At 35.3% G+C, this 23,207-nt stretch carries 27 protein-coding genes, 1 tRNA gene and 2 riboswitches; of the genes, 21 read left to right on the top strand and 7 right to left on the bottom strand.

The window, feature by feature from the left end; all coding sequences use genetic code 11:
- Positions 1–193, top strand: a 193-nt coding sequence (locus NTY12_05690; protein ID MCX6793475.1) for a transposase, incomplete at its 5' end; no start/stop codon positions are given.
- 60 nt (positions 194–253) lie between these two features.
- On the opposite strand, the gene NTY12_05685 is transcribed toward NTY12_05690, so the two are convergent.
- Positions 254–889 (bottom strand): NAD(P)H-dependent oxidoreductase, encoded by a 636-nt coding sequence (locus NTY12_05685; protein ID MCX6793474.1) that lies wholly within the window; start codon positions 887–889, stop codon positions 254–256.
- A gap of 121 nt (positions 890–1,010) precedes the next feature.
- A riboswitch (SAM riboswitch) is annotated at positions 1,011–1,125 on the top strand.
- 82 nt (positions 1,126–1,207) lie between these two features.
- On the opposite strand from NTY12_05685, the gene NTY12_05680 reads away from it, so the two are divergent.
- The gene (locus NTY12_05680; protein MCX6793473.1) at positions 1,208–2,179 is read left to right on the top strand and encodes a methionine adenosyltransferase domain-containing protein; all 972 of its coding nucleotides are present in this window, start codon (positions 1,208–1,210) and stop codon (positions 2,177–2,179) included.
- Between the two features lie 4 nt (positions 2,180–2,183).
- Here NTY12_05680 and NTY12_05675 read toward each other — a convergent pair whose 3' ends face one another.
- Positions 2,184–3,011, bottom strand: coding sequence for a hypothetical protein (locus NTY12_05675; GenBank protein ID MCX6793472.1), 828 nt, complete (start codon positions 3,009–3,011; stop codon positions 2,184–2,186).
- Between the two features lie 384 nt (positions 3,012–3,395).
- Between NTY12_05675 and NTY12_05670 the strand changes: the two genes are divergently transcribed.
- The 6 genes from NTY12_05670 to tsaE all read left to right on the top strand — a co-directional run bounded on the left by NTY12_05670 (position 3,396) and on the right by tsaE (position 8,436).
- Positions 3,396–3,923, top strand: coding sequence for a hypothetical protein (locus NTY12_05670; protein ID MCX6793471.1), 528 nt, complete (start codon positions 3,396–3,398; stop codon positions 3,921–3,923).
- 304 nt (positions 3,924–4,227) lie between these two features.
- Positions 4,228–4,332: riboswitch (adenosylcobalamin-variant (AdoCbl-variant) riboswitch) on the top strand.
- 54 nt (positions 4,333–4,386) lie between these two features.
- Positions 4,387–4,872: a DUF4430 domain-containing protein gene (locus tag NTY12_05665; GenBank protein ID MCX6793470.1), complete on the top strand. Its 486-nt coding sequence runs from the start codon at positions 4,387–4,389 to the stop codon at positions 4,870–4,872.
- 13 nt (positions 4,873–4,885) lie between these two features.
- Positions 4,886–7,045, top strand: coding sequence for a DUF5011 domain-containing protein (locus NTY12_05660; protein MCX6793469.1), 2,160 nt, complete (start codon positions 4,886–4,888; stop codon positions 7,043–7,045).
- A gap of 38 nt (positions 7,046–7,083) precedes the next feature.
- A complete protein-coding gene (locus NTY12_05655) occupies positions 7,084–7,542 on the top strand; it encodes a hypothetical protein (GenBank protein MCX6793468.1) in 459 nt (152 codons plus the stop codon).
- Complete coding sequence (locus NTY12_05650; protein MCX6793467.1) at positions 7,539–8,003, top strand: hypothetical protein; 465 nt, start codon at positions 7,539–7,541, stop codon at positions 8,001–8,003. Before NTY12_05655 ends, NTY12_05650 begins: the two co-directional genes overlap by 4 nt.
- A gap of 4 nt (positions 8,004–8,007) precedes the next feature.
- Positions 8,008–8,436: a tRNA (adenosine(37)-N6)-threonylcarbamoyltransferase complex ATPase subunit type 1 TsaE gene (tsaE, locus tag NTY12_05645; GenBank protein MCX6793466.1), complete on the top strand. Its 429-nt coding sequence runs from the start codon at positions 8,008–8,010 to the stop codon at positions 8,434–8,436.
- On the opposite strand, the gene lspA is transcribed toward tsaE, so the two are convergent.
- The 5 genes from lspA to rpmF form a co-directional block, all read right to left on the bottom strand.
- Positions 8,414–8,842, bottom strand: a complete 429-nt coding sequence (gene lspA, locus NTY12_05640; protein ID MCX6793465.1) for a signal peptidase II — start codon at positions 8,840–8,842, stop codon at positions 8,414–8,416. The two genes, tsaE and lspA, sit on opposite strands and share 23 nt — an antisense overlap.
- Positions 8,843–8,879: 37 nt before the next feature.
- Complete coding sequence (locus NTY12_05635) at positions 8,880–9,251, bottom strand: TraR/DksA C4-type zinc finger protein (protein MCX6793464.1); 372 nt, start codon at positions 9,249–9,251, stop codon at positions 8,880–8,882.
- Between the two features lie 51 nt (positions 9,252–9,302).
- Entirely contained in the window at positions 9,303–9,998 is a 696-nt protein-coding gene (gene rnc, locus NTY12_05630) for a ribonuclease III (protein MCX6793463.1), read from the bottom strand.
- A 90-nt stretch (positions 9,999–10,088) separates the two neighbouring features.
- Positions 10,089–10,559 carry a transcription antitermination factor NusB gene (gene nusB / locus NTY12_05625; GenBank protein ID MCX6793462.1) on the bottom strand — a complete coding sequence of 157 codons (471 nt, stop codon included), beginning with the start codon at positions 10,557–10,559 and terminating at the stop codon, positions 10,089–10,091.
- A gap of 35 nt (positions 10,560–10,594) precedes the next feature.
- Entirely contained in the window at positions 10,595–10,786 is a 192-nt protein-coding gene (gene rpmF, locus NTY12_05620; GenBank protein ID MCX6793461.1) for a 50S ribosomal protein L32, read from the bottom strand.
- A 208-nt stretch (positions 10,787–10,994) separates the two neighbouring features.
- Here rpmF and NTY12_05615 point away from each other — a divergent pair, with 208 nt between their 5' ends.
- The 13 genes from NTY12_05615 (at position 10,995) to lgt (ending at position 23,197) form a co-directional block, all read left to right on the top strand.
- Positions 10,995–12,203, top strand: a complete 1,209-nt coding sequence (locus tag NTY12_05615) for a glycoside hydrolase family 1 protein (GenBank protein MCX6793460.1) — start codon at positions 10,995–10,997, stop codon at positions 12,201–12,203.
- A gap of 10 nt (positions 12,204–12,213) precedes the next feature.
- Positions 12,214–13,191, top strand: coding sequence for an EamA family transporter (locus NTY12_05610; GenBank protein ID MCX6793459.1), 978 nt, complete (start codon positions 12,214–12,216; stop codon positions 13,189–13,191).
- Positions 13,192–13,200: 9 nt separating this feature from the next.
- Positions 13,201–14,607, top strand: coding sequence for an O-antigen ligase family protein (locus NTY12_05605; GenBank protein ID MCX6793458.1), 1,407 nt, complete (start codon positions 13,201–13,203; stop codon positions 14,605–14,607).
- A gap of 13 nt (positions 14,608–14,620) precedes the next feature.
- Complete coding sequence (locus NTY12_05600) at positions 14,621–15,517, top strand: pseudouridine synthase (protein MCX6793457.1); 897 nt, start codon at positions 14,621–14,623, stop codon at positions 15,515–15,517.
- 37 nt (positions 15,518–15,554) lie between these two features.
- Positions 15,555–15,641: transfer RNA gene (locus NTY12_05595), tRNA-Ser, on the top strand.
- Between the two features lie 183 nt (positions 15,642–15,824).
- A complete protein-coding gene (locus tag NTY12_05590) occupies positions 15,825–17,846 on the top strand; it encodes a hypothetical protein (protein ID MCX6793456.1) in 2,022 nt (673 codons plus the stop codon).
- A gap of 11 nt (positions 17,847–17,857) precedes the next feature.
- Entirely contained in the window at positions 17,858–18,349 is a 492-nt protein-coding gene (locus tag NTY12_05585; protein MCX6793455.1) for a tryptophan-rich sensory protein, read from the top strand.
- 146 nt (positions 18,350–18,495) lie between these two features.
- Entirely contained in the window at positions 18,496–19,149 is a 654-nt protein-coding gene (locus tag NTY12_05580) for a hypothetical protein (GenBank protein ID MCX6793454.1), read from the top strand.
- A 5-nt stretch (positions 19,150–19,154) separates the two neighbouring features.
- Entirely contained in the window at positions 19,155–19,712 is a 558-nt protein-coding gene (locus NTY12_05575) for an NAD(P)H-dependent oxidoreductase (protein ID MCX6793453.1), read from the top strand.
- Positions 19,713–19,737: 25 nt separating this feature from the next.
- Positions 19,738–19,860, top strand: a complete 123-nt coding sequence (locus tag NTY12_05570) for a hypothetical protein (protein ID MCX6793452.1) — start codon at positions 19,738–19,740, stop codon at positions 19,858–19,860.
- Positions 19,861–19,956: 96 nt separating this feature from the next.
- Positions 19,957–21,759 carry a hypothetical protein gene (locus tag NTY12_05565; protein MCX6793451.1) on the top strand — a complete coding sequence of 601 codons (1,803 nt, stop codon included), beginning with the start codon at positions 19,957–19,959 and terminating at the stop codon, positions 21,757–21,759.
- A gap of 152 nt (positions 21,760–21,911) precedes the next feature.
- Positions 21,912–22,304, top strand: coding sequence for a hypothetical protein (locus NTY12_05560; protein ID MCX6793450.1), 393 nt, complete (start codon positions 21,912–21,914; stop codon positions 22,302–22,304).
- A 92-nt stretch (positions 22,305–22,396) separates the two neighbouring features.
- Positions 22,397–23,197, top strand: coding sequence for a prolipoprotein diacylglyceryl transferase (lgt, locus tag NTY12_05555; GenBank protein ID MCX6793449.1), 801 nt, complete (start codon positions 22,397–22,399; stop codon positions 23,195–23,197).
- Positions 23,198–23,207: the final 10 nt, after the last annotated feature.

The raw sequence follows: 23,207 nt of genomic DNA, 5'->3' as shown, positions 1-23,207 counted from the left end.
CATCGTGGGAATTATGAAGGGTAAATCTTCGCACTGGTTAAAAAAGAAAACCAAGAAAATACCACCTGGTAGTTTCTGGTGCCGTGGCTACTATGTTTCTACCGTGGGTTTAGATGAAATGACTATTCAACGCTATGTTCTAAACCAACAACATCACCAAGTAGAAATGCCAAGACTTCCACTACCGACTTAGCCCGCGTAGCGGGCAAGAAAGAAACCGCCAGCTTATTGCTGGCGGTTTTCATTTGTTTGGTTATTTTAGCTCAACAAATAAATCATCTTTCTTAAATCTTACTTTTGCAAGAGCGGCATGGGCGTCAGCTTCATCTCTGAAGCCCAACCCAGCCGCAACTACGCTTGCTAGATTTTTTTCTTTTAAGTTTAGAATCTCATCAAATTGAGCTGGGTTAAATCCTTCCATTGGTACGGCGTCAATTTTGGCAATTGCGGCGACGGTCAACAATTGACCAAGGGCAATGTATGCCTGTCGTGCTGCCCAATCCTTTAATTGGTCAGTGTTGTGATTTGATACAAAACCCATCATCATGGATTTAAAGCCCTGTAGGCTTTCTGTTGTCATACCTCTGGTATTAGCTACTTCATTTAAGTAGGCATCTACTTGTGTTTCACTAAAGTCTGTTGGTACAGTGAAAACAATGACATGTGAAGCGTCTGTTAAAGGTGTTTGGTTATAAGCGGCTTGTTTTAATTTCTCTCTTAGCTCACTATTTGTTATAACAAAAACTTTATATGGCTGAAGACCAAAGGAGGATGGTGTTAAGCGAATTGCCTCAATGATGTTGTCGATTTCTTCAGTTGAAAGCTTTTTGTCTTTGTTAAATTGTTTAGTTGCATAACGCCAATTTAATGCTTCTATAATATGTTTCATAATAAAAATTTAATAATTAGTTGTTCTACATTATAGTTGATAATGGCGGATTAAGCTAGGGTATGCTGAAGATTGTTTTTTTATTAGTTTATTGCTATTCTTGTATTACAATTGAATAGTTTGTTTATCAAGAGTGACGAAGAGAGCACTGGCTCAATGACTCGTCCGGCAACCGTTGAAATATGACCATTTCAAAAAGGTGCCACTTCCAGCCCGAAAAACGGGAAAGATAAAAGTCATTTTTTTATTTGGCAAAACTCTTTCCTGGACGGATAAGAGTTATTTTTTTACGTAATTTTTTATTATTAATTTAAATTTATGTTTAAAACCGCCGAAGCAGTAACACCATGTCACCCAGACAAAATTTGTGATCGCATTAGCGATGCAATTTTGGATGCTTGTTTAGCTCAAGACGAATTTAGTCGCGTCGCCATTGAAACAATGGGTGGTCATAATTTAATAACCATCACAGGAGAGTTAAGCACGAGCGCAGTGGTTGATGTGCCAACAATTGTTCGCCGTGTGGTAGGCGAAGATTATGGAATTCAGACAAATATTGTTCAACAAAGCTCCGAGATTGCGCGCGGCGTTGATAACGGCGGGGCGGGTGACCAAGGTATTATGGTTGGTTATGCTTGTAGTGATAACCAGGCAATGATTCCACAAGAATTATTTTTAGCTAAAGACTTAGCCAAACACATTTATAAGACTTATCAAGTTGATGGTAAAGTGCAAATAACTTTAGCTGAAAATAATTTACACACCGCGGTGGCTAGTTTTTGTAAAGTTTCTAAAAACGATTTAACTAGCTTGGTTAATGAGTGGTTGAATCAAAATAATTTTACGAACAACATCACTTTGCACATTAATCCAGCCGGTGATTGGGATCAGGGAGGATTCTCAGCTGATACTGGTGTAACCGGGCGTAAACTTGCCTGCGATAATTATGGACCACAAATTCCAATTGGTGGTGGAGCATTTTCGGGCAAAGACTCCACAAAGGTCGATCGCAGCGGCGCTTATATGGCTAGAAAAATCGCAGTTGATTTATTGCGCGAGTATAAAGCCAAAGAGGCGTTAGTTAAGCTGGCTTATTCAATTGGCGTGGCAGAGCCAGTTATGGCTACAGCAGAATTGATTGATGAGAATAACGATAAAAAGATTGTCGAGATTAAAGGTTATGACTTAAGACCAAAAGCTGTGATGAGTTTTCTAAAATTAAATCAGCCACAATTTGAGCAAGTTGCTATGTGGGGTAGTTTTGGTAATGGATTTACTTGGGATAGATAAAAAATTAAAACAAATCGAATTTTTCTTTTAATTCTTTTGGAATATAAAAGTCTTTTGATATTCTTTTACGAAGTTTTTTTGCTTTGTTTTCGTTTCTTTCGATTTTTAGTTTTATTGCGGCTGATTTAGCAAATATCTTTTCAATTTTTTTTGATAGATCATTAGGGGCGGTTGATGAATATATATTGTTAATAGTTTTTATTATGGCCGGCGACATTTTTGTTGTAATAACATAATCTGAAATAACGGCAATGTAGTCTCGCTCCGAAAAACCGTCGGCGCCCAAAGATATTTGTAAGTATTCAGATTGATATAACTTTTTAAAGTTTTGATCGCATGTATTTTGTTTACCTAATAAAAAGAAACAGAAACGCTTATCCTCGCTAAATTTATTTAAGTAGTCAATTTCGCTTTGCTGCCTATCGCTTAATTGAATCCATATCTCATAAGGGTTAAATAGAAAAACCGGATAATCTGGTACGCTTTTTTCAAGTGGAGCCATTATATGCTTCCAGTAAGCATCAAGCGAACTTAATTCTTTAAAAGAATAAATAGCCGATTCCCCTGCTTTAAGTTTTGGAATTTGCGAGTTGCCGTCTAGTAAATCAAGTAAATTTTCTTTCCACTCATTACTGATAACAATGGATTGCTTGTTTTTTAATATAATCCCGCTTTGCAAAAGATTGCGTAGTCGTTTATAAACTGCTTGCAAGCTAATGTTGTGACCTTTGTTTATAAGCTCACAGAAGATTTCATCAGCCCCTTGTTCGCCATTAACAAGGAGGTTTTTTATGATTAGATCATCTAATTCGGTATGGGGGAGGACTTGCATAATAATGAATAATTAAACACTTCGATTAATATAATGCCTATTTCATTGATAAAAATGACATATTTTGTATATATGTTATTATAGCAATATAAAACAAAATTTAAAAGTACATTTAAAACGGGAGAGATAAAAATGAATGAAACTATATTTTTTTTATTACTAGTTCTGCTTTCACTGCTTGTTTCGATAATAGATATATATTTTAGGGGTAAAAAGGTTTGGGAAGGTAAAGATGAGTATCGAGGTTGTTATCTACTTAAAACTAGAATAACAAGAAGATATATACTTTTCCGCGGCGATTGTCCCTTTGACTACTATAAAATATTTGATAAAAACAGAGATGGGGTTGCGGATTATAAACAGCACCTCTATGCCGTGGGGCGAATGTTCCAGAAATATTCAGAGGGTGTAAGCGATATTGATAAGCAAATCTATGCTGACGCCTTACAACAAACTAAAAATAATGAATTAAAAAGAGTTAATAACTCACAAGGAGAAAGAATGTACAAAGTTTTATTAACAACCTGGTCAATTGCTGCGGTAATAATAGTTGTGATTATTTCATTTCTATATATAACTTCTCTGAAAGGAAGTATTCAAGGGTTCAAGGATAGAGAAAATGAAAATGTAAAACTTATTAAGTCTATAGAAATGGGTCATGATTTGGCGGTAAAGATTATGACTAGAAATTATTGGTATATTCTTAATGATGAATATATTTCCAGTGAGCCTGATGGTTGTGGAGAAATTATCAAGCTTGATCAAACATTAAAACCAGCGCGCTCGAGGATGTCTGTAAAAAATCCTGAAAAAAATATAAAGATATATTTCTTCTTTAAGCCATGGTACGTGGTTCGACATTATGATGAATGGTATTCTATGGCATTTGGCTTTTTGTGGTATATCTATTAAGCAGTAAAATTAAATTTATCTAAAAAATTAAAACAAAAAGGATTAAATAATGAAAAATTTAGTAAAAGAAACTATCATTGAATTGTTCTTTGGATTTAAATTACTTATAGTTTTAACAGTTCTTACTGTGTCATTTCCCTTTCGTTGTTGCACAAAAAACAAATAAGGCTAGTTTGCTGAGGAAGTTTAAAAAACTTCCTCTTTTTATTTATTAGACCTTACCCCCTTCCCCTCTCCATATTTAATGGAGAGGGGGTATTTGCTTATTTTTATTTTTAGTTGTATATTGTTTCTACAATCAAATATCATGCTTGGGGAAGAGAGGTGAAATTCCTCCACAGTGCCGCTACGGTTAAAGTCCGACTACCAATCATGAGTATCTCCCGAGCAGGAAAAATAAGGTTTTTAGCCTTAGGCATGCAGTGCCCCTTCTTGGAAGGAGGCATTTTTTGTTTAGAAAATTATGAAGAAAAAATTACGCTATATTATATCCGTCACTTACTTATTAACCGCTTTTGTTTTAATATTTTTTGTTATTAAAGATAGGCCTGATAATGTGGTTAAGCCAAATGTTGTTAATGAAGCGGCTCAAAAGTCAGAACTTTTAGAAAATAAAGAAGTCGCGGCCTCAGTAGCTAAGGAAGATAAACCACAAAAAGTTGTAAATAATATTTCGGCGACGATCATCGTTGATAAATTAAAATTGCAAATTAGTTTCGAGCCCGGTAAATCGGTTTATGATGCTTTGTTGATGGAGAAGAATAAAGGTAAGCTCGAAATGCTGACAAAAGAATTTTCTGGTATGGGATTTTTTGTTTCTAGTATTGGTGGTCTTAAAGAAGCAGACAATAAACATCTTATTTATTTTGTAAATGGCAAATCACCTAACGTGGGAATTTCGAGTTACATCTTAAAAGATAAAGATGTTGTTGAATGGCAATTAAAATAATTAATTTTTTATTATGAGATTAAGTAACAAACTAATTTTATTAAGCCTAGCTTTTTCATTAATATTCTTTGTTAATGTTAAGGCTTCTCGAGCCGAAGATATTCCGCCGAGCGATCCAGATACAACGGCGCCGGTCATCACTTTATTAGGCGACGCAAATATTTCGCTTAATGTCGGCGATGCTTATGTTGATGCTGGAGCAACCGCCAATGATAATCTTGATGGTGATATTAGTTCAAAAATTGTTGTTACTAATTTAGTAAATACTGCTTTGGCTGGAAATTACACTGTTACTTATAATGTTAGTGATTTGGCTGGTAACAACGCCACGCCACTTGTGCGCAATGTCACTGTTAATAATTTAACGCCAAGCTATAAAGAAGAGTTTATTATTCGTAATGGCAATAAGATTATTTGGCAGGGAGAAGTTGCCCTACCTGAATCCGGTACAGTATCAATTAATGATTCTTTAGGTGCTGCACATAGTCTTGACTCACGAAGTGTCCTAGCTCTACTTTATTCTATCGATCAAACAAGCGAGGCTTTTTCAATTTCAAATTTACAATATTATGATTCTTATGGAACATTTTATTTAAAATGCATTTTACCAAACGGCGAAGCTGAATTGTGTGATGATTGGCAATATGCAGTCGGCACTTTAAGTCCTGGTCAAAGTATTGCCACAACAACTTTGTCTGGCAACAATACGGTGGGAATATTTTTTGGTTCAGCTCATCGCCTGAGTTTTAGTTCTAGTAAAATAGTCATTAATTCAAATCTAGTAGTTAAAGCAGAAAATTATAGTTATTTAACTAATTCTTGGAACGCTTTGCCAACTGTTTCAATTGGCATAACCTTGCCTAACCCAACCGATCCTTGGAATCCACAAGTTATTACTACCAAAGCAGTTGATGCTTTGGGTGAGGCCAGTTTTAATATCAATGAAGCTAATACTTACAATGTTGGTATAGTGGAAGATTATTATTATCCGTCTTATCAGTTGATTGTTACTTTGCCAATAACTGGCGGAGAAGCTAAAACTACTACAAAGTCTTTTGATGTTAATAAATCTATTGAATTTTTAAAAAAGAATCAATCAAGCGATGGCTCATTTGCGGGAGCTGGTTTATATACTGATTGGGCGGCTATGGCTTATTCGGCCGCTGAAGTAAATGATGCTTCGCGTGATTCATTATTAGCTTACTTGGAAAAATCTTCTAAGCTGAGTTCTAATATAACGGATAATGAACGCCGGGCAATGACACTTTTAGCTTTAGGAAAAAATCCTTATGACTTTGAAAAAGTAAATTACATTGCCTCAATTGTAAAAGAGTTTGATGGCACTCAATTTGGAGATAAAAGTTTAATTAATGATGATGTATTTGCGCTGATTCCTCTTTTGCGTTCGGGCTACACTAAAGATGATGAAATGATAAAACAAAGCGTGGCTTATATTTTATCTAAACAAGAAGCCAATGGATCATGGAATAACAGCGTTGATATGAGCGCGGCGACAATTCAGGCACTTAATGAATTAAAAACTTTATCTAATGTTTCTTTGGCGCTTGATAAAGTAGAACAATATTTAATTGCTCAGCAAAAAAATGATGGTGGTTTTGATTCGGTTTATTCTACAAGTTGGGCTTTACAAGCCATGAACAAAAGAAGTTCTAGCTGGAATAAAAATAATTTGTCGCCATTAGATTATTTAGCTAAGCAGCAAGTTGATGATGGAGCAGTTTTAGTTTCAACCGAAACATTGGCTAATAGAATTTGGTCAACTAGTTATGCTATTGTAGCAGCTCTGAAAAAAACTTGGTTTGATATTTTAAAACCAGTGTTATTGCCAATCGTAGATAAAACAACAGACGAAGTAGTGATAGAGCTTGTTGCTGCAGAAAACCCAAAAGAGATATTTGTAGAAAGCGCTCCTGGTCTGGTTGATGAGCTAAGCGAGATAGCAATTAGTTCGCCGATAAAATTAGCAGTCAAAAAGCCAGCAGCAGTAAGCAATGATGACCTACTAGCAGTTCAGGCTCCGACAACGAGCTCAGTCGCGCCAACCGTGGATAATACAAACAATGATCAATCGCCCTTGAAAAAAGCCCTGCCATTTATAACTGTTGCCTTTGTGGTTATTGGTGGTATTTTTGTGGCTCGTTTTTGGGTCTAGCTTGTTATTTAATGTTTAGCATTTTATACTAGCTATATATGCTTATACATTTTATTTGTTCAGGTAATACTAACCGCAGCCGTATGGCTGAGGCTTATTTGAATTCTAAAAAGATTCCAGGCTTAAACGCTACTTCAAGTGGTATTTGGGCTGATCATAATTTAAATGGGCCAATTGTTTTCTTTGTTAGGGATATGTTGGAGGAAGAGGGTCTTTTGCAATACACTGCCGAATCCTGGCAAAAAACTTCAAAGGAGATTTTAGATAAAGTTGACATTGTAATATTCATGAAGCAGCATCATTTTGATTTTGTAAAAAATGAGCTAGGCTATGTTCCGCCGCGTTATTATATTTGGGATGTTGAAGATGTTAGCCCAGATCAAGCAAGTCTTGGCCGAGCCAAGCAATTGCAAGAAATAGAACAGGATAAAACTATTTTTATTAAAATTAAACAAAAGGTTGATCAGTTGATTTTAGAATTACAAAAAGAGTTATGAAAAAAATGCCAAAAGTTGAGCGCTTAATATTTGAAACATATTTAGCTATGATAAAAAATAGTTTGGGTACTAAAATGTTTCAAAATTTTTATCTTAAAAATAAGGCAGGAGAGAAAGTTGATGTGATGCGTAATGGTGAAGTGTCTTGTGCATTTTATGTCTCTTCAATTTTAGCAATTTTAAGACTTATTAAATATGCGCATGGTCGCGTTGACATTACGGTTGATGATCTATTAAAATCTGGCTGGAAGAAAATTAAACAAGCCAAGATCGGCGCCGTTGTTGTTTGGCATAAATTTGATTTCGGCGACGGTGACCCGCGCGAACATATCGGATTTTATATGGGAGATGATCAGGCAATAAGTAACAACTATAAAAAATGTTGTCCAATTAAACACAGCTTATATTACAATGGAAGTAGAAAGATCAAGGCTATTTATTGGCATAAGAATTTAGACTAAAAGCATGAAGAAAATAACTAAGACAGCTAAGCAAACAGAAGCGCTTGGCAAAAAATTCGTTGCTAGCCTTAAACAAGGCGGCGCCTTTGGTTTGATTGGCGAGCTTGGCGCTGGGAAAACAGCCTTTATTAAAGGCGTGGCTAAGGCTTTAGGTATTAAATCAACTATAACAAGCCCAACTTTCGTTTTAATGAAGGTGTATAAGACTAAAAACAAGCAAATTAAGCATTTAGTTCATGTTGATGCGTATCGTATAAAAAAAGCCGCTCATTTAAGCGGTATTGGATTAGAAGATTATATTATTGATCCCGAAGCTTTGGTTTTAATTGAGTGGGCTGATAAAGTAAAAAGCCTTATTAAAACGAAGAAGAATATTATTAATTTTTCTCACGCTAAATTAGGTCGAGCAATTAAGTCTTCTTTTGATTTCTAAATTCTTGCCACAGTAAAATAATTGCCGCTAGAACTATTAAGATGTCAGCCAGATTAAAAACATTTAGATTGGCAAAATTAAAATAATCAATCACCGCACCATAAACAAAACGATCATAAATATTACTCATTGCACCGAGACAAAGCATGGCTAAGGCCAGGCTTTTTAAATAATCTTTTTTCTTCAAAGAATAATTTAACCAAATTAATGCTGCAATGGTAATGATGATTGATAGCCAAACAATATCAAATTTAAAATTGAGGGAAAACGCCGCATTATTATTTTTTACCAAAGAGAATTTTAGCCAGGGCCCAATTAAAACCTTAGCATAGCCTAGTTTGAGTGCTAAAACTTTTAGTAAGCGGTCAATTATAATAAAAAATATGGTGCCATAGAGGCAAACCATATATTTTTTATTTGGTAGTTGGCTCAAAGCCATACTATTAAGCGTTGTTTTGTAAATTAAGCTTACAGCTTACACATGAGCTAGAAAATGGTCTAATCTCTAGACGTCGTTCTTCAATCTCTTTACCGCAGTATTTACATAGACCATATGACCCATCTTCAATGCTTTTTAGTGCACCATTAATATCAGCTAAAGTTTTTTCTAAAACTTTGTCGGCTGCTAGGTTGGTGGTATACTGTTCAACTTCCTGTGCATTCTCATCGCTCTCGCTGCCATATTCAGGCATCTGAGCAGTGCGGTGATTAAAGCCATGATCGCCCTCGGTCGTAAAGTCAGACAGCTCTTTTTCAAGCTGTGCTTTTTTGTCCAATAGATCGGCTTTGATTTTTTCGATTAATTCTTTGTTCATAGATAGTTACATAATACTAGAAAGTCTATATTCTGACAATCTTTGCCAGTCTTACTTCCAGTCCTTGTTAATTAAGCCCTGAGCCGCCGCCGCGACTTGGGCCTCTTGTTTAGAAGAGCCGCGACCGATAGCGATTAAATCTTCATTAAGGTAAAGTCCAACTTCAAAAATCTTTTCATGATCTGGGCCGGCTTCTGAAACTACCTTATAATGCGGAGTAATGCTGGTTATTTCCTGGGCCTTTTCTTGGAAACGAGATTTTGGGTCAAGATAAAGATGATTAGCTAAAATATTTTCTAAATGGGAAATAACAAATTCATGGACAAATACTTTAGCACTTTCTAGGCCGCCATCTAGATATATTGCTCCAATTAAAGCTTCCATGGCATTGGCCAGAATATATTGACGAGCCTTTGAATTAGAATCTTTTTCCTCACCACGAGATAAATAAAGATTTTCTTCAACAGCAATATCTTTGCAAATTGCAGCTAACATTTTAGCGTTAACTAAACTGGCGCGCCAATCAGTTAGATCACCTTCCGGTGTTTGCGGATAGGAGTTGAACAGATGTTCGGTGACAATAATTTCCAGCACTGCATCACCTAAAAATTCTAAACGTTCATTGTGTCCAAGTTTAAAGTCTGGATGTTCGTTTAGATATGAACGATGAGTTAAAGCTTGGCGCAATAACTCAATATTTTTAAAACTATAATGAATAGTCCCCTGTAATTTTTCGAATTCTTTCATATTGTTTTGGGGAACAAAAGTAAAGCGTCAAGCAAGGGTTAACAATTTACTTCTATATCCCACTTAAATTTAAACTTTTAAAAACTTTATTTAACTAAGCGGCAACTTCTTCTTTTTTTCAGCGGCTGGCTGTTTGTCAACATCTTTAGCTGGCATTTCTTTCATAATTGCACCAAGCACACCATTAACAAATTTACCCGAAGAATCACCACCAAATGTTTTTGCCATTTCAATCGCTTCATTTATCGCAACTTTTGCCGGAATATTTTTATCAAACACTAATTCATAAATACCAAGACGTAAAATATTGCGATCAATAATAGTTATCTGATCAAGTGGCCATTCAGTGGCGTACTTAATTATATAAGCATTAATGTCTTCGACATGTTCTAGAACACCCTTAACCAAATCTCTTACAAATCCATGGTCATCAAAACTAGGAGCGAACTGACTAAAATTTTCTTTTACTAATTCATCAATATCAACTTCTTGACGATCATTAAAATCCCAAGCAAACAAAGTTTGCATAGCTAGAGTTCTTGATAAGTGTCGATTGGCCATAGAATGTGCAATTAAATAAACGATTAATTAAAGGCTTATTTCTTTTTCTTAATAGCTTTCGGTTTAACAGTTTCCATAAAACGGTAGTTACCACAAAAAGCACATGCGCGATGAGGCATAATTGTTTTACCGCATTTAGGGCATTTATTTACTGTTTTTGGTTTTAGGGCTAGGTGAGCGCGTCGTCTATTTGTAGAGCTTTTTGTGCGCTTTTTCATTTGAACCATATTTTTGAAATTTTTAATTTTTAAATTTTTAATTTTATAGTTAATTTTTAAGGCCTAATATCTAGAATTAGAACATTAATTAAAAATTATAAAATTATAAAATTGTAAAATTTTGATTAATAATGCCCTTATTATAACCAAAGTTTCTTGTTTTAGTCAAGTCCCGAAAAAATGATTAGGGGTTAATCTTGTGTTATACTGAAAACATATGAATAATAAAGATTTAAAATTTCCGGACGGTTTTCTGTGGGGCGCTGCAACCTCGGCTTATCAGATTGAAGGAGGATTAATTAATGATTGGAGTGAATGGGAAAAATCAGGGCGCCGACTATCTAAGCTAAAAGCAAAGGGTCTTAATCCGCTTGATTTTCAGTCAGGTCAAGCAGCTGATTCTTGGAATCGTATGGAAGAAGATATTGCCTGTCTTAAAAAAATAAACGCTAGCGCCTATCGTTTTTCAATTGATTGGTCACGCATTGAGCCAGAGGAAGGCAGATTTGATGAAGCGGCTTTGAATCGTTATGCAAGTTTTGTTGCTCGCTTACAAGAAGAAGAAATCGAACCATTTGTAACTCTATGGCATTGGCCTATTCCTTTGTGGTTGAGAGATAAGGGTGGATGGAAATCATCTATCATAATTGAATATTTTAAAAAGTATGCCGAGCGGGTTGCTTTGGCTTTACCAACAGTAAGGTTTTGGTTGACGCTAAATGAACCAGATGTTTATTCGGCGCGTAGTTATTTAAATGGTAATTGGCCACCACAAATTATAAATCCATTGACCTATCTAATGGTTAATAATAATTTGATTAAGGCTCATCGAGCTGCTTATAGCATTGTTAAAGAACAATTACCCAATGCTCAAGTTGGTCTAGCTTCGCATAATGTCTATTTAGAGTCAGCCGGTGGGCCAATTAATAACTTTATTTGTTTAGTAGCTAGATGGTGGTGGAACTTTTATATTTTTGACAAGGTTAAAAATAAGCTTGATTTTATTGGTTTAAATTTTTATCATCATACTCTGCTTAAATATGGTTTCCCGAGAAATAAAAACGAAAAAACAAATGATATGGGCTGGGAATTATACCCCGAGGGAATTTTGCCAGTCTTAAAAGATTTGCAGTCTCGATACAATAAGCCAATTTATATTACTGAAAATGGGACAGCTGATGAAGATGATGATCATCGCGCTTGGTATGTAAAAGAAATTTTAAAGAATGTTCACCAAGCAATTGAAGAGGGAGTTAATGTTCGTGGTTATCTACACTGGTCCTTGCTTGATAACTTTGAATGGGCGGATGGTTTTGGTCCAAGGTTTGGTTTATTTTCCGTTGATAGAAAAACTTTTGAACGTAAAGCTAGGTCATCAGTTGATGTCTATTCTGAAATAGCAAAAAATAATTTTTTAACCCTATAATTTTTATTTTATGTGGCTTTTTGTTGCAATTAGTTCTTACTTTTTAAATGCCGGAGTTTATGTGGCCGACAAATTTTTGTTGTCTAGAAAAATTCACTCCTCTATTGTCTATGCTTTTTATGTCGGCATCTGGAGCATCGGAAATTTTGTTTTATTATTTTTTGATCCATGGGTGCCAAGGCCAACTATTTTATTACTCGATCTTCTAGCTGGTTTTATTTTTCTTTGTACTTTGGTTTTTTGGTATAAAGCTTTGCACCAAAGTGAAGCCACGAGAGTTGTGCCAATCGTTGGCGCTTTAACTCCTGTTTTTTCATTTTTATTCTCCTTCATTTTTTTAGGCGCTAAACTAGAGCCCCAGTCTTTGGCGGCCTTTATTGTGTTAATTGCTGGTGGTTTACTGATTTCTATTAAGAAGACACGTTTACATATTATTGGCGAAGTATTTGGTCGTGTTAAAGAAGTAGTTGGCAATACCGTGGGTAGGGTTGCAGCTGAAGCTAGACCAACTCGTCGTTTGCTTATCAACTCATTAATGTCAGCGGTTTTTTTTGCAGCATATTACGTGTTCATAAAGTATATTTATTCCCACACAGGCCAACCTTTTATTGCAGCTTTTGCTTGGTCTCGTTTGGGGAGTTTTTTGGGAGTGTTAGCAATTTTGTTTGTGCCTAGTTGGCGTCGCTTAATTAATGAGTCAAAGACACATGAAAATAGGACGCCAAAGCAATTAGCCTTTTTCTTTTTAGTCCGTTTGGGTGCGGCTGCAGCTTTTATCATGCTTAACTGGGCAGTCAGCTTGGGCGATAATGTTTCTATGATTAACGCCTTGCAAGGCACACAATATGTCTTCCTATTAATTCTAGTTTTGGTATTAGCAAAAAAGTATCCTGGAGTTTTGGACGAAGAACTTGGTAAAGGCGTTGTTATGCAAAAAGTTCTAGGAATTATTTTGGTCATGCTTGGTTTATATTTACTTGTCGCCTAGAAAAATTTTATGACTTTTTTAATAGTTGCTTTAATTGCTCTAGCTTTTGCTATCGTTGCTTTCAAAAAATTTGATTTAGCAACTTTAATTTTAATTGGGGCCCTGCCTTTATATGTTGTTCGTTTTTCTTTCTTAAATATTCCCTCAACTCTACTAGAGATTTTAATTTTAATTTTGTTTGCTGTTTGGTTATATAAAAATTACCAAACTATTTTTAAAAACCTCAAGAATAATTTAGTAGTTAAAAAAATTTCCAATCGCTATCCTTTTGATTGGGAATTAATTGCTTGGCTAATCGTCTCTTTGCTGGCTGCGGTTGTGGCTGGCTTATCTTTTAAGTCTTTAGGAATTTGGCGGGCTTATTTTTTTGAACCAGCCTTGTTGTTTATAATTTTTGTTAATGTTTTTTCCACTAAAGAAAAAGTTATTAAAGCAGCTTATGCTCTAAGTGTTTCAGCTTTGGTAATTTCTTTAATCGCGACTTTTCAATATTTAACAGGTCTATTTATTCCAAATGATTTTTGGGCTCAAGCTGCTAGCCGAAGAGCCACCTCGCTTTTCCCTTATCCTAATGCGGTTGCTTTATATTTAGCACCAAGCATTTTTTTCTTAAGCGGAACCTTGCCAACTTTTTACAATAAAAATAAAAAAATATTTAGTTTTGTTGTTGTTTCAATTTTGTTTTCTTTATTAGCAATTTTATTTGCCAAATCAGAAGGAGCAATTTTTGCTATCGCTTCAGTTTATGCCATCGGATTAGTTTTGATCAGTAAGCGATCAAGACAGATATTTTTAGTTTTATTTATTGCTTTAATTTTAGGCTTAACAATCGTACCTGCTTTTAAAGATTATTTTATTGATAGAGTGTCACTAAATAATTTTTCCGGACAGGTTAGAAAGATTCAGTGGCGAGAAACTATTAATATGCTTTATCAAGGGAGAATATTAACTGGTGCGGGTCTAGCTAATTATCAAACAGCCGTAGCACCTTTTCATCAGGTAGGTTTTTTCTTTAATAAAGAGAAGTTGCCTCAAGCAGAGTTTACCAAGCGCGTTAACGAGGATCCTAGCTATCGCACTAGCCATTGGCAGCCCTTAGAAACCTATTTATATCCACATAATATTATTCTCAACTTTTGGAGTGAATTAGGGCTGTTAGGGCTTTTACTGTTTATTTGGCTAGTTGTTAGATATTTACAAATTGGCGTTAAAGCCTATTGTTTAGCCTTAAAAGATAAGGATCAGTTCGCCTGGGTCATTTTTGGCTTGCTTTTAGCCATGTTAGCCATTATCATCCATGGCATAGTTGATGTGCCTTATTTTAAGAATGACCTAGCAATTTTGTTTTGGCTGTGGTTAGCTTTAGTTGGTGTGTCATATAAGATATTAAATGGGTCCCCGCTTTCGCGAGGATAATAAGGAGAATATTATGAAGATAGTTTTACAAAAATTAATTGCCTCCTCGGGTCTTTGCTCAAGGCATGAGGCCGAGAGAATGATTTTATCTGGGCGCGTTATTGTTAATGGACGAACTGGTCGTTTAGGTGAGCGCGCTGAGGCGACTGACGAGATTATGGTTGATCATAAGAAATTATCTTTTACAAATAATTTTCTCTACATTAAGTTACACAAACCAGCCGGCTTTGTTTGTACGACCAGGGTTTTCCCTGGAGAAAAAAATATTTTTAGTCTGCTAACCACTAAAAAAGTTTTAGGTATTGTTGGCCGACTTGATAAAGAAAGTGAAGGCTTAGTTATTTTAACTGATGACGGAGAGCTAGCTTATCATTTAACCCATCCAAAATTTGGTGTTAAGAAAGTTTATGTTGTTACCCTGGGGCATGACATTGGAACTGACAGGTCGGAAGAAAAAAAGAAGATTGCTGAATTAATTGAAAAGTTTAAGAAAGGTGTTGATATTGGTTTAGGTGATGGCGTGGTACGAGCCGATCATATAAAACATTTACGAGGCAGAACTTTTGAAGTTACCTTAGGTGAAGGTAAGAAAAGGCAGATTAGAAGAATGTTTAGAAAATTAAATTGTCATGTCACGCGTTTATCGCGCGTTAGGATTGGACCCTTAACTGTTGGTGGGGTACGCCGGGGCGAATGGAAATATATAAGCAAAGAAGATGTCGCTAAATTAAAAGAATATAGCAAAGAAATTGTTGTAAAAAAGGATAGACGATATGAAGCTAAAAAAGACACAACAAAAACCAAGGCTAAGAAAAAGTTTTTTGGCAAGCAGGATCCGAGAAACAGAAAAAGTTTTACTAGCAGCAAGGCAAAGAAGCCTATTTTAAAAAAGACAAGAAACAGGAAGTAAAAATTATAGAGCACTTTATGTGCGCTATAGTTTTTTTGGAGAGGTGGCTGAGTGGTTGAAAGCGCTGCTCTCGAAAAGCAGTAAACCTTCACGGGTTTCCAGGGTTCAAATCCCTGCCTCTCCGCAAAACTTGTTCTCCGCCAGGGGTGTACCTGCCTTTGGCGGGAAATCCTACCTCTTCCGCAATGCGAGCTCGCTGCGTCCTCCGAAGCGTAGCGCAGAAGGAAATCTCGCCCTCTCCGTAGTTTTGTTATCTATTGCTATTTTTTATTTTGTTATTGTTTGTTTTGAGCTATAATTATAGGTAATGAAACGTTCAATTAGCCCAAGTCTAATTACTCTCCTTAAGACAAAGTCATTTCAATTGGCCATTATTTTTTTAATGGCCTCTACTGTTGTTGTCCTTTTTGCTTTTTATATAACCTTCTACAAGTTTCCAGAAAAAATTTCTAGAGATTATGTTCTTAATACAAGAAGTGGTATTAATACAGAGCTAGAAAAACTTGAAAAACATTGTCAGGAAATAGCGCTTGTGCCAGAAGTTGTTGACGGGGTTTATAAGCAGGATATCTCGGCTTTGTCTGGTATTCTGCCTTGGCAGCTAAATAAGTATGGCGTCGGTATTATGAGTGCGATTAATAAAGACGGCTTTACCTTGGTTCGAACTAAGACCACTGCTCGTACAGGTGATAATTTTTTTCTTAATGCACCACTAGGAAGAGCGATTGCTAGTACTAATGATCCAGTTGCTTCGGTCGAGGTAAACTCGGGTGATACTTCTCAGCTAATGTTACTAACCGGTTGTGATGTTCATAAGGACAATAAAAACATAGGAGCCTTAACGGCTAATTATTTAGCTGATGATAGTTTTGCCAGTCGTTTTGCTGAAAAGTATTTAAATAAGGACGTACAAATTGTTTTTTATACTAAAGATAGTGGTGTTTATAGTTCCAGTTTTTCCAATGAGACTGATAGAAAGCTTTTTTCATCTTATTTTTATCCAGAATCGGCTTGGATAAAGAATGCTTCAGATAATAGTTTTGTGCGCACCGCTAAAGGAGATATTTTTTTAATTCGTAATGTTATCTTTCCTGGTCTAGAGTCTTCGCCTGGTGGCGCCCTAGTTCTTATCCCGCTTAATAATATATTTTTAATTGGTTCCTTAGGAGCTGTTTTGCCAATTTTACTATTTTTATTTTTTCTATTTATTTTACATAGACGTTTCTCTAGAAAAGAAAAACAAAATATTTGGTGTTGCCCATTTATAAGTATTTTTGCTATTTTTTATGTTTTTTCTAGTCTAGCTTTGTTTACTAGCCTTTACAGCCAATACCCACTCTTAAGAAGCGGGGTTTATCAACTTTATAATTCTGTTTTGCGTTTTCAACCCGATGGTGGAGTATTTGATCGTCGCTATACGCAAAGAATTTCGGCTGTAGTAGACACTGGTAATGAATCAGTTAATGCTATTAGGTTGTCCATTTCATATAATCCTAGTCAAATAAAAGTCCAGTCAGTTGACATGGATCGTTCGATTTGTGGGCATTTTATTTTATCAGAGCACAATTCAGAAGTTGGTAAAATAAAGATGGAATGTATTATTCCGAACCCTGGTTTTACTGGAAATAATGCCGTTGTGGCTGATTTGTTTGTTAAAGCACTTGAAGATACCACAACTACAACTATTAAATTTTTAAGTGACACAGAGGTTTTAGCCAATGATGGTTTGGGTACAAGTGTTTTACGTTTAGCTAATGACTCAACTTTACGTTTTGAGAATTCAGGTAATCGTCAACAAAACAAGGAGCTAACAGTTTTTTCTCCCTCGCATCCTAATGCTGAGCGCTGGTATTCTAATGGTCGGGTTGATATTTCTTGGGAACCAAGGTATAGCGGTATTGTTACTGCGGCTGATAACTCTTGCGTTGTTAGCCCAGCGAGCTTACCGCCGCTTCATAAAAATGTTCCAAGAGATGGCATTTATCGTTTCATTGTAAGTGCTAAAGATGCATCAGGTTTAGATAATCTAGGCGAGGTTACGGTTAGGGTTGATACAACCCCGCCTGATAAGGTTGAATTAAAAGCCAGTGAAACAAAAGTTAAACCTGGCGGGATGGTTCGTTTTCAAGCTAGTGGTCATGATGCCTTAAGTGGTTTGCAAAGAGTTTTTTATATTAAGGTTAACGATGAAATTTTCTTCCCAATTGGTAGTGAAATATATATTCCCTTCCCTCAGTCTGGTAAATATAATGTTACTTTACGAGCTTATGATAAAGCAGGTAATTATAAGGATGCGACCCAAAAAATTATTGTTAGTCGTTTTCAGTAGTTTAAAATTTTATGAAAAATAAACACATTGTGTTATTAATATCATGCATCGTTTTATCACAACTAGTTGGTCTTTTGGGCAGCGTGTTGAGCATAGGCACGCCTAATGATTGGTATTCACAGTTAGAAAAATCATCATTAAGCCCATCGGCTTTGTTTGCCACAATAGCCTGGGTGGTAATGTTTCTTTTACTTGGAATTAGTTTGTATCTTGTTTTGTTGGACGTAGTTAACAATAAAAAAATTAATGATAAATTATTTAATCGTGCCATGGCTGTTTTGATTATTCAGTGGATATTAAATATTGCCTGGTCATTTATTTTTTTCTATGTAAGAAGTGCTTCTTTGGCTATGCTTGATTTAGTAGCTTTGATTTTTGCGGTTATTATTTTAATGTATTATTTCTACCGTTTACGTCCTCTAGCAGCCTACTTGCTCATACCGTATTTAGTCTGGTTATTGTTTGATGCTTATATGAATTTAGTAATTTTGCAATTGAACTAGTTATTCTAATATGGACAAGGAAGTAATTATCAAACAAGTTTTAATTATAAGCGGAATTATTTTAGGATTAGCTTTAGTGGTTTATCTTTTTATGTCAGCCAAACCATTTGTTAGTTTATAAATTTTAATTATTAAATAATTTTTATATGAATAAAAAAATATTAATCATTATTGGAGTTGTCGTTGTTATTGGTCTAGCTGTTTACTTTACAATGGGTAAAAAAGAACAGCCAAATCAAGGTGCGATTAATAATCGTTTGGCTGATGATAGTCAAATGGCGCCAGCTAAGTCATTAAAAGATCTATTGTTAGCTGGTAAAGCCATGAAGTGTGATTATAGCGATAAAGGCATGACAGGAACTTTTTATTTAGCGGATCAAAAAATGCGTGGTAACACCAAAATTACGGCCGATGATAAAACAATTGAAAGTCACATGATTATGGTTGATAAAACATCTTATACTTGGACAGAAGGAGCAAAGACTGGTTTTAAAATTGTTGCCAGCGAAGCTGATGTTCAAAATGCTAAAACAACTGAACAGCAGGAGTCGGTTAGTTTGGATAAAGCCATGAATTATAAGTGTGGCGATTGGTCAAAAGATAACTCATATTTTGAGCTTCCAGCTGGAGTTACTTTTAATGATTTAAGTTCTATGATTCCAAGTTCTACGCCAAAAATACCAAGCACAACAACCGATTCGTCAGAAAAAGATAATTTAAAAACTGCACAGTGTGCGGCCTGCGATAACGTTCCAGCAGCAAGTCAGGCACAATGCAAGGCGGCTTTAGGATGTAAGTAGCATTTATGTCATTATATATTCCAATTGTTCTGGGTACAGCTAGGGTTGGTCGAAAGTCAGAGTTAGTAGCTAATTATGTTTTGTCATATGTAAAAAAGCTAGGAGCAGAAACAGAGCTGATTGATGTTAGAGATTATATTCAAGGTTCTACTTATGGCTCAAATGAGAAAATAAATTCATGGAAAGAAATAGCTAATATAGCCGATGCTCTAATAATTGTTACGCCGGAGTATAATCATGGCTATCCTGGTGAATTAAAGATATTATTAGATAATATTTATCACGAACTAAGTCATAAGCCTTTAGGTTTAATCGGGGTTTCTAGCGGAACAATCGGAGGCGCCCGCGCGATTGAACAATTAAAATTATTGGCGATTGAGTTTCATATGATACCAGTTAGAACTAGTGTTTACTTTGGTCCAATCGCTAGCTTGTTTGATGATACAAATAATATAAAAGATGAAGCTGAATGGGATAAGAAAATGGCCGGCTTAACAGATGAGCTCTTGTGGTATGCCAAAACTTTGCAGGCGCCGCGGCAGGATTTACCCAAGGAAAATTAATAAAATAATTATTAATAATAAGTTTATGAGTTCACGAGTTGTCATTTGGGCTATATTAGCCCTCGTTGTTGGAGTGGCTGCTGGTTATTACTTTGGTTATAGCTCTGGCTATGATCAAGCCGCTAACTTCTTTTTGGCCAGTAAATAGTTAAAGTAATAAAAAACCACCTTATCTTGAGTGGTTTTTTATTATTATATGGTTTATTATATAAGTGTAAGTGGTTATAAATTATCTAAAAATAATATGGTAAATCAGCAATTAGTAGACTATGTTAAACAGCAGAAGCAGTTAAACATGAGCGATGATCAGATTAAGATCATTCTTTTATCTAAGGGCTGGCAGCAGTCTGATGTTGACGATGCTTTTAAAGCTATCGTGTCCCCTGCTTTAGCATTTAAATTTCCTGGTGCAGATGTTGGTCAATCGGGTTCCAGGGAAAATAAATTTTTGAATAAAAAACTATTACTAATAACTTCAGTTGTTATAGTTTTTCTTCTTCTGCTTGGCGGTAGCGCGTTTGCCTATTTTAAGTTTTTTCCGTCACCAGAGTCTGTCTTGCAAAAAATGACCATAAAAATTGCAGAAATTAAATCACTTGAATATTCAGGAGAAATTAAGGCAGAAGCTGAAGCTGGCACCATGTTAGGTTCAGGCAGTAGTTTAATGATCGGTAGCGAAAACCCGAACACCTCTATAAAAGATAATTTGCTAATCAATTTTTCCAGCTTAATCAATGTTGAAACCCCAGACAATCCTAGTAGTTACTTTTCTTTTGGCATAAAAACTAATGCCTTCAATCAAAAGGAAATAGCCTTCGCACTAGACTTAAGAACTATTGGAAAAATTATCTATTTAAAACTCAGTCAGCTACCTGATTTAGGATTCTTTGATTTAAAACCATTAAATGATAAATGGATGAAAATTGATCCCGAGTCTTTAAAGAAAGTTGGAGTAGACATTGAAAGTGAAAATCCAAATAATTTTGGTTTGTCTCAAGACCAACTAACTAACATAAAATTAGCTTTTCAAAAGTATAGAATTTTTAAAGTAATAGAAAAAATGCAGAGTGAAAAAATCGGAGATCTTGATATGTATCATTATAAACTGGATGTTGAAAAAGACGAGATGAAAAAATTATTTATAGAGATTTCTGAAATAGTTTCTAAAAAGAAAATGACGGATCAGGAGCTGATCGACTTTAATAAGTCCTTTGATGAGTCATTCGATGAATCAATTAAGACTGGAGAGTCTCATGATATTCAAATTTGGATTGGTAAAAAAGATTTTTTGCCTTATAAAATTTACGTCGGAACGAGTTTTAAAAAAACCGAAAAGATAAAGACTTCCGGGAATCTTAGTCTGACTTTAAATTTTAAAAATTTTAATCAGCCGGTGAAAATTGAAGCGCCAGATGCAAAGCCTGTTGAGCAGGTTTTTAGCGAGTTGTTTGCTGAGTTTCAGGGGCTATCGTCTAATTTAGATAATGAAGGTTTAGTCGATTCTGATTTTGATGGTTTGCCAGATAAAGTTGAGGCTGTTTACGGCACCGATCCAGCTAAAGCAGATACAGACGCTGACGGTTTTAGTGATTACAATGAGATTAAAGACGGCTATAACCCGCTTGGCGCAGGCAAATTAGCAGCTGACGCACCAAGTCTTAATGAACTAATGTTTAATACTAAAAACAGCGGCTCAAAAGATCGTGACTCGAAGCGTGTAGCTGATGTACGACAGATTATGTCAGGCGTAGAGCTATTCTATAATGACGCAAATAGATATCCTCTGAGTAACGAAGTGATACCTGGTAAGCCCCTTGTTTATAAGGAAACCACTTACATGGCAATCGTGCCAAGTAACCCCGAGCCTAGAAATGATGGTTCATGCTCAACCGACAATGACTATGTTTATAAGCGCATAGACAATAAAGATGGCAGCCAGTCTTATAGTCTAGACTATTGTCTCGGAGGGACTGTCGGAGATTTACAGCCAGGTAGTCACCAGGCAAGCCCACTTGGAATAGCGGGCAAAGTAGATTATTGGGAATAGATATTTGAAGCTATTTTGTTAAAAAGCGCTCAAAATGAGCGCTTTTTTACTGCTTCCTTGACTTATATAGCATATTATGATATAGTAAGTTTCATAGAATAAGTTAAAAAATAATTATAATTTAAAAATATAGCTCATTGAAAGGGGTTTACGTGAAACAATTAATTGTTTTAGTTTTCTTTATAGCCATGATAATACCTGGCTGTTCAAAGAAGGTTGAAGAAGTTCAGCCGCAGACTACCTTGTCAGCTCAGCTTAATAATTTTGGGATGAGATTATCTGACAAAAAAGAAGGCAATAGGTGGCATTTCGAAGCCACTTCCTTGTATGCTAATAAAAAGCTTGATTTTGACAGGTATAATTCTATTTACGCATACCGTGTAAGAGTAGAAGAGCATGTGTCAAATTCAAAGTTTAATTTTACAACCTATAAATCAGGACATAAACTAGATGTTGTCTTGAGAAGCGTTGAAAAAGAAACCGGCATTGTTATATGGGACATATTTACTAACACATTAGATTTCAATGTGTTCTCATTTAACTAGCTCATATTAAGTAGGCTATTCAACTTTTGTTGGGTAGCCTAATTTTTTTAATTTTATTTGACTCATTTTATTAATCATCAGATAATGTAGCTATGAACATATATTATTGGCTACATTCTTACTCCCCATATCCAATTGCCCTACAAATTGGAAACCTAACAATTTATTGGTATGGTGTGATGCTAGCTTTGGCGATTATTTTTGCTTTGCTAGTTTTTTTGTATTTAGGTTTAAGAAATAATTTAAGTGTAGATAATATTTTAGATGCTTCAACCTGGTTAATTATTGGTGGCATAATTGGCGCGCGTCTTTATGATGTTATTTTAGAATTACCATATTATATAAATCACCCGACTAGTATTTATAAAATTTGGCAAGGCGGCTTAGCGATTCATGGTGGAATAATCGGCGGTTTAATCGTGTTGCTAGTTTTTTCGAAATTAAAAAAAATAAATATTTGGAAAATAATTGGCGCACTTGTGCCTGGATTAGCTTTAGGTCAAGCGATTGGACGATGGGGCAATTGGTTTAATCAAGAGTTATTTGGTCGTCCAACTAATTTATCATGGGGAATTCCGATTAATCTTTTTAAGCGACCAGTGGGTTATGAAAGTTACGATTATTTTCAGCCAACCTTTTTATATGAATCAATCTTGTTGCTAGTAGTTAGTTGTTGGTTGTTTGTGTTAGTAAAGAATAAAAAAGTTAATGATAAATTAATTTTAGCTTTCTATTTAATTAGCTACGGTTTGATTCGTTTTATCTTAGAGCTCATAAAAATAGATTCAACTCCGAGTATTTTTAATTTACGCTGGCCACAGATAGTAAGTTTGATTATGATCATGGCTGGTGTTTGTTTAGTTTTTTTAAAAAATAAAAAAGCGGTCATCTGATTCAGGTGCC

The sequence above is a fragment of the Candidatus Falkowbacteria bacterium genome (assembly GCA_026396835.1).
Lineage (GTDB): Bacteria > Patescibacteriota > Patescibacteriia > Patescibacteriales > Patescibacteriaceae > Patescibacterium.
This window is presented reverse-complemented; position numbering and strand designations above follow the sequence as displayed.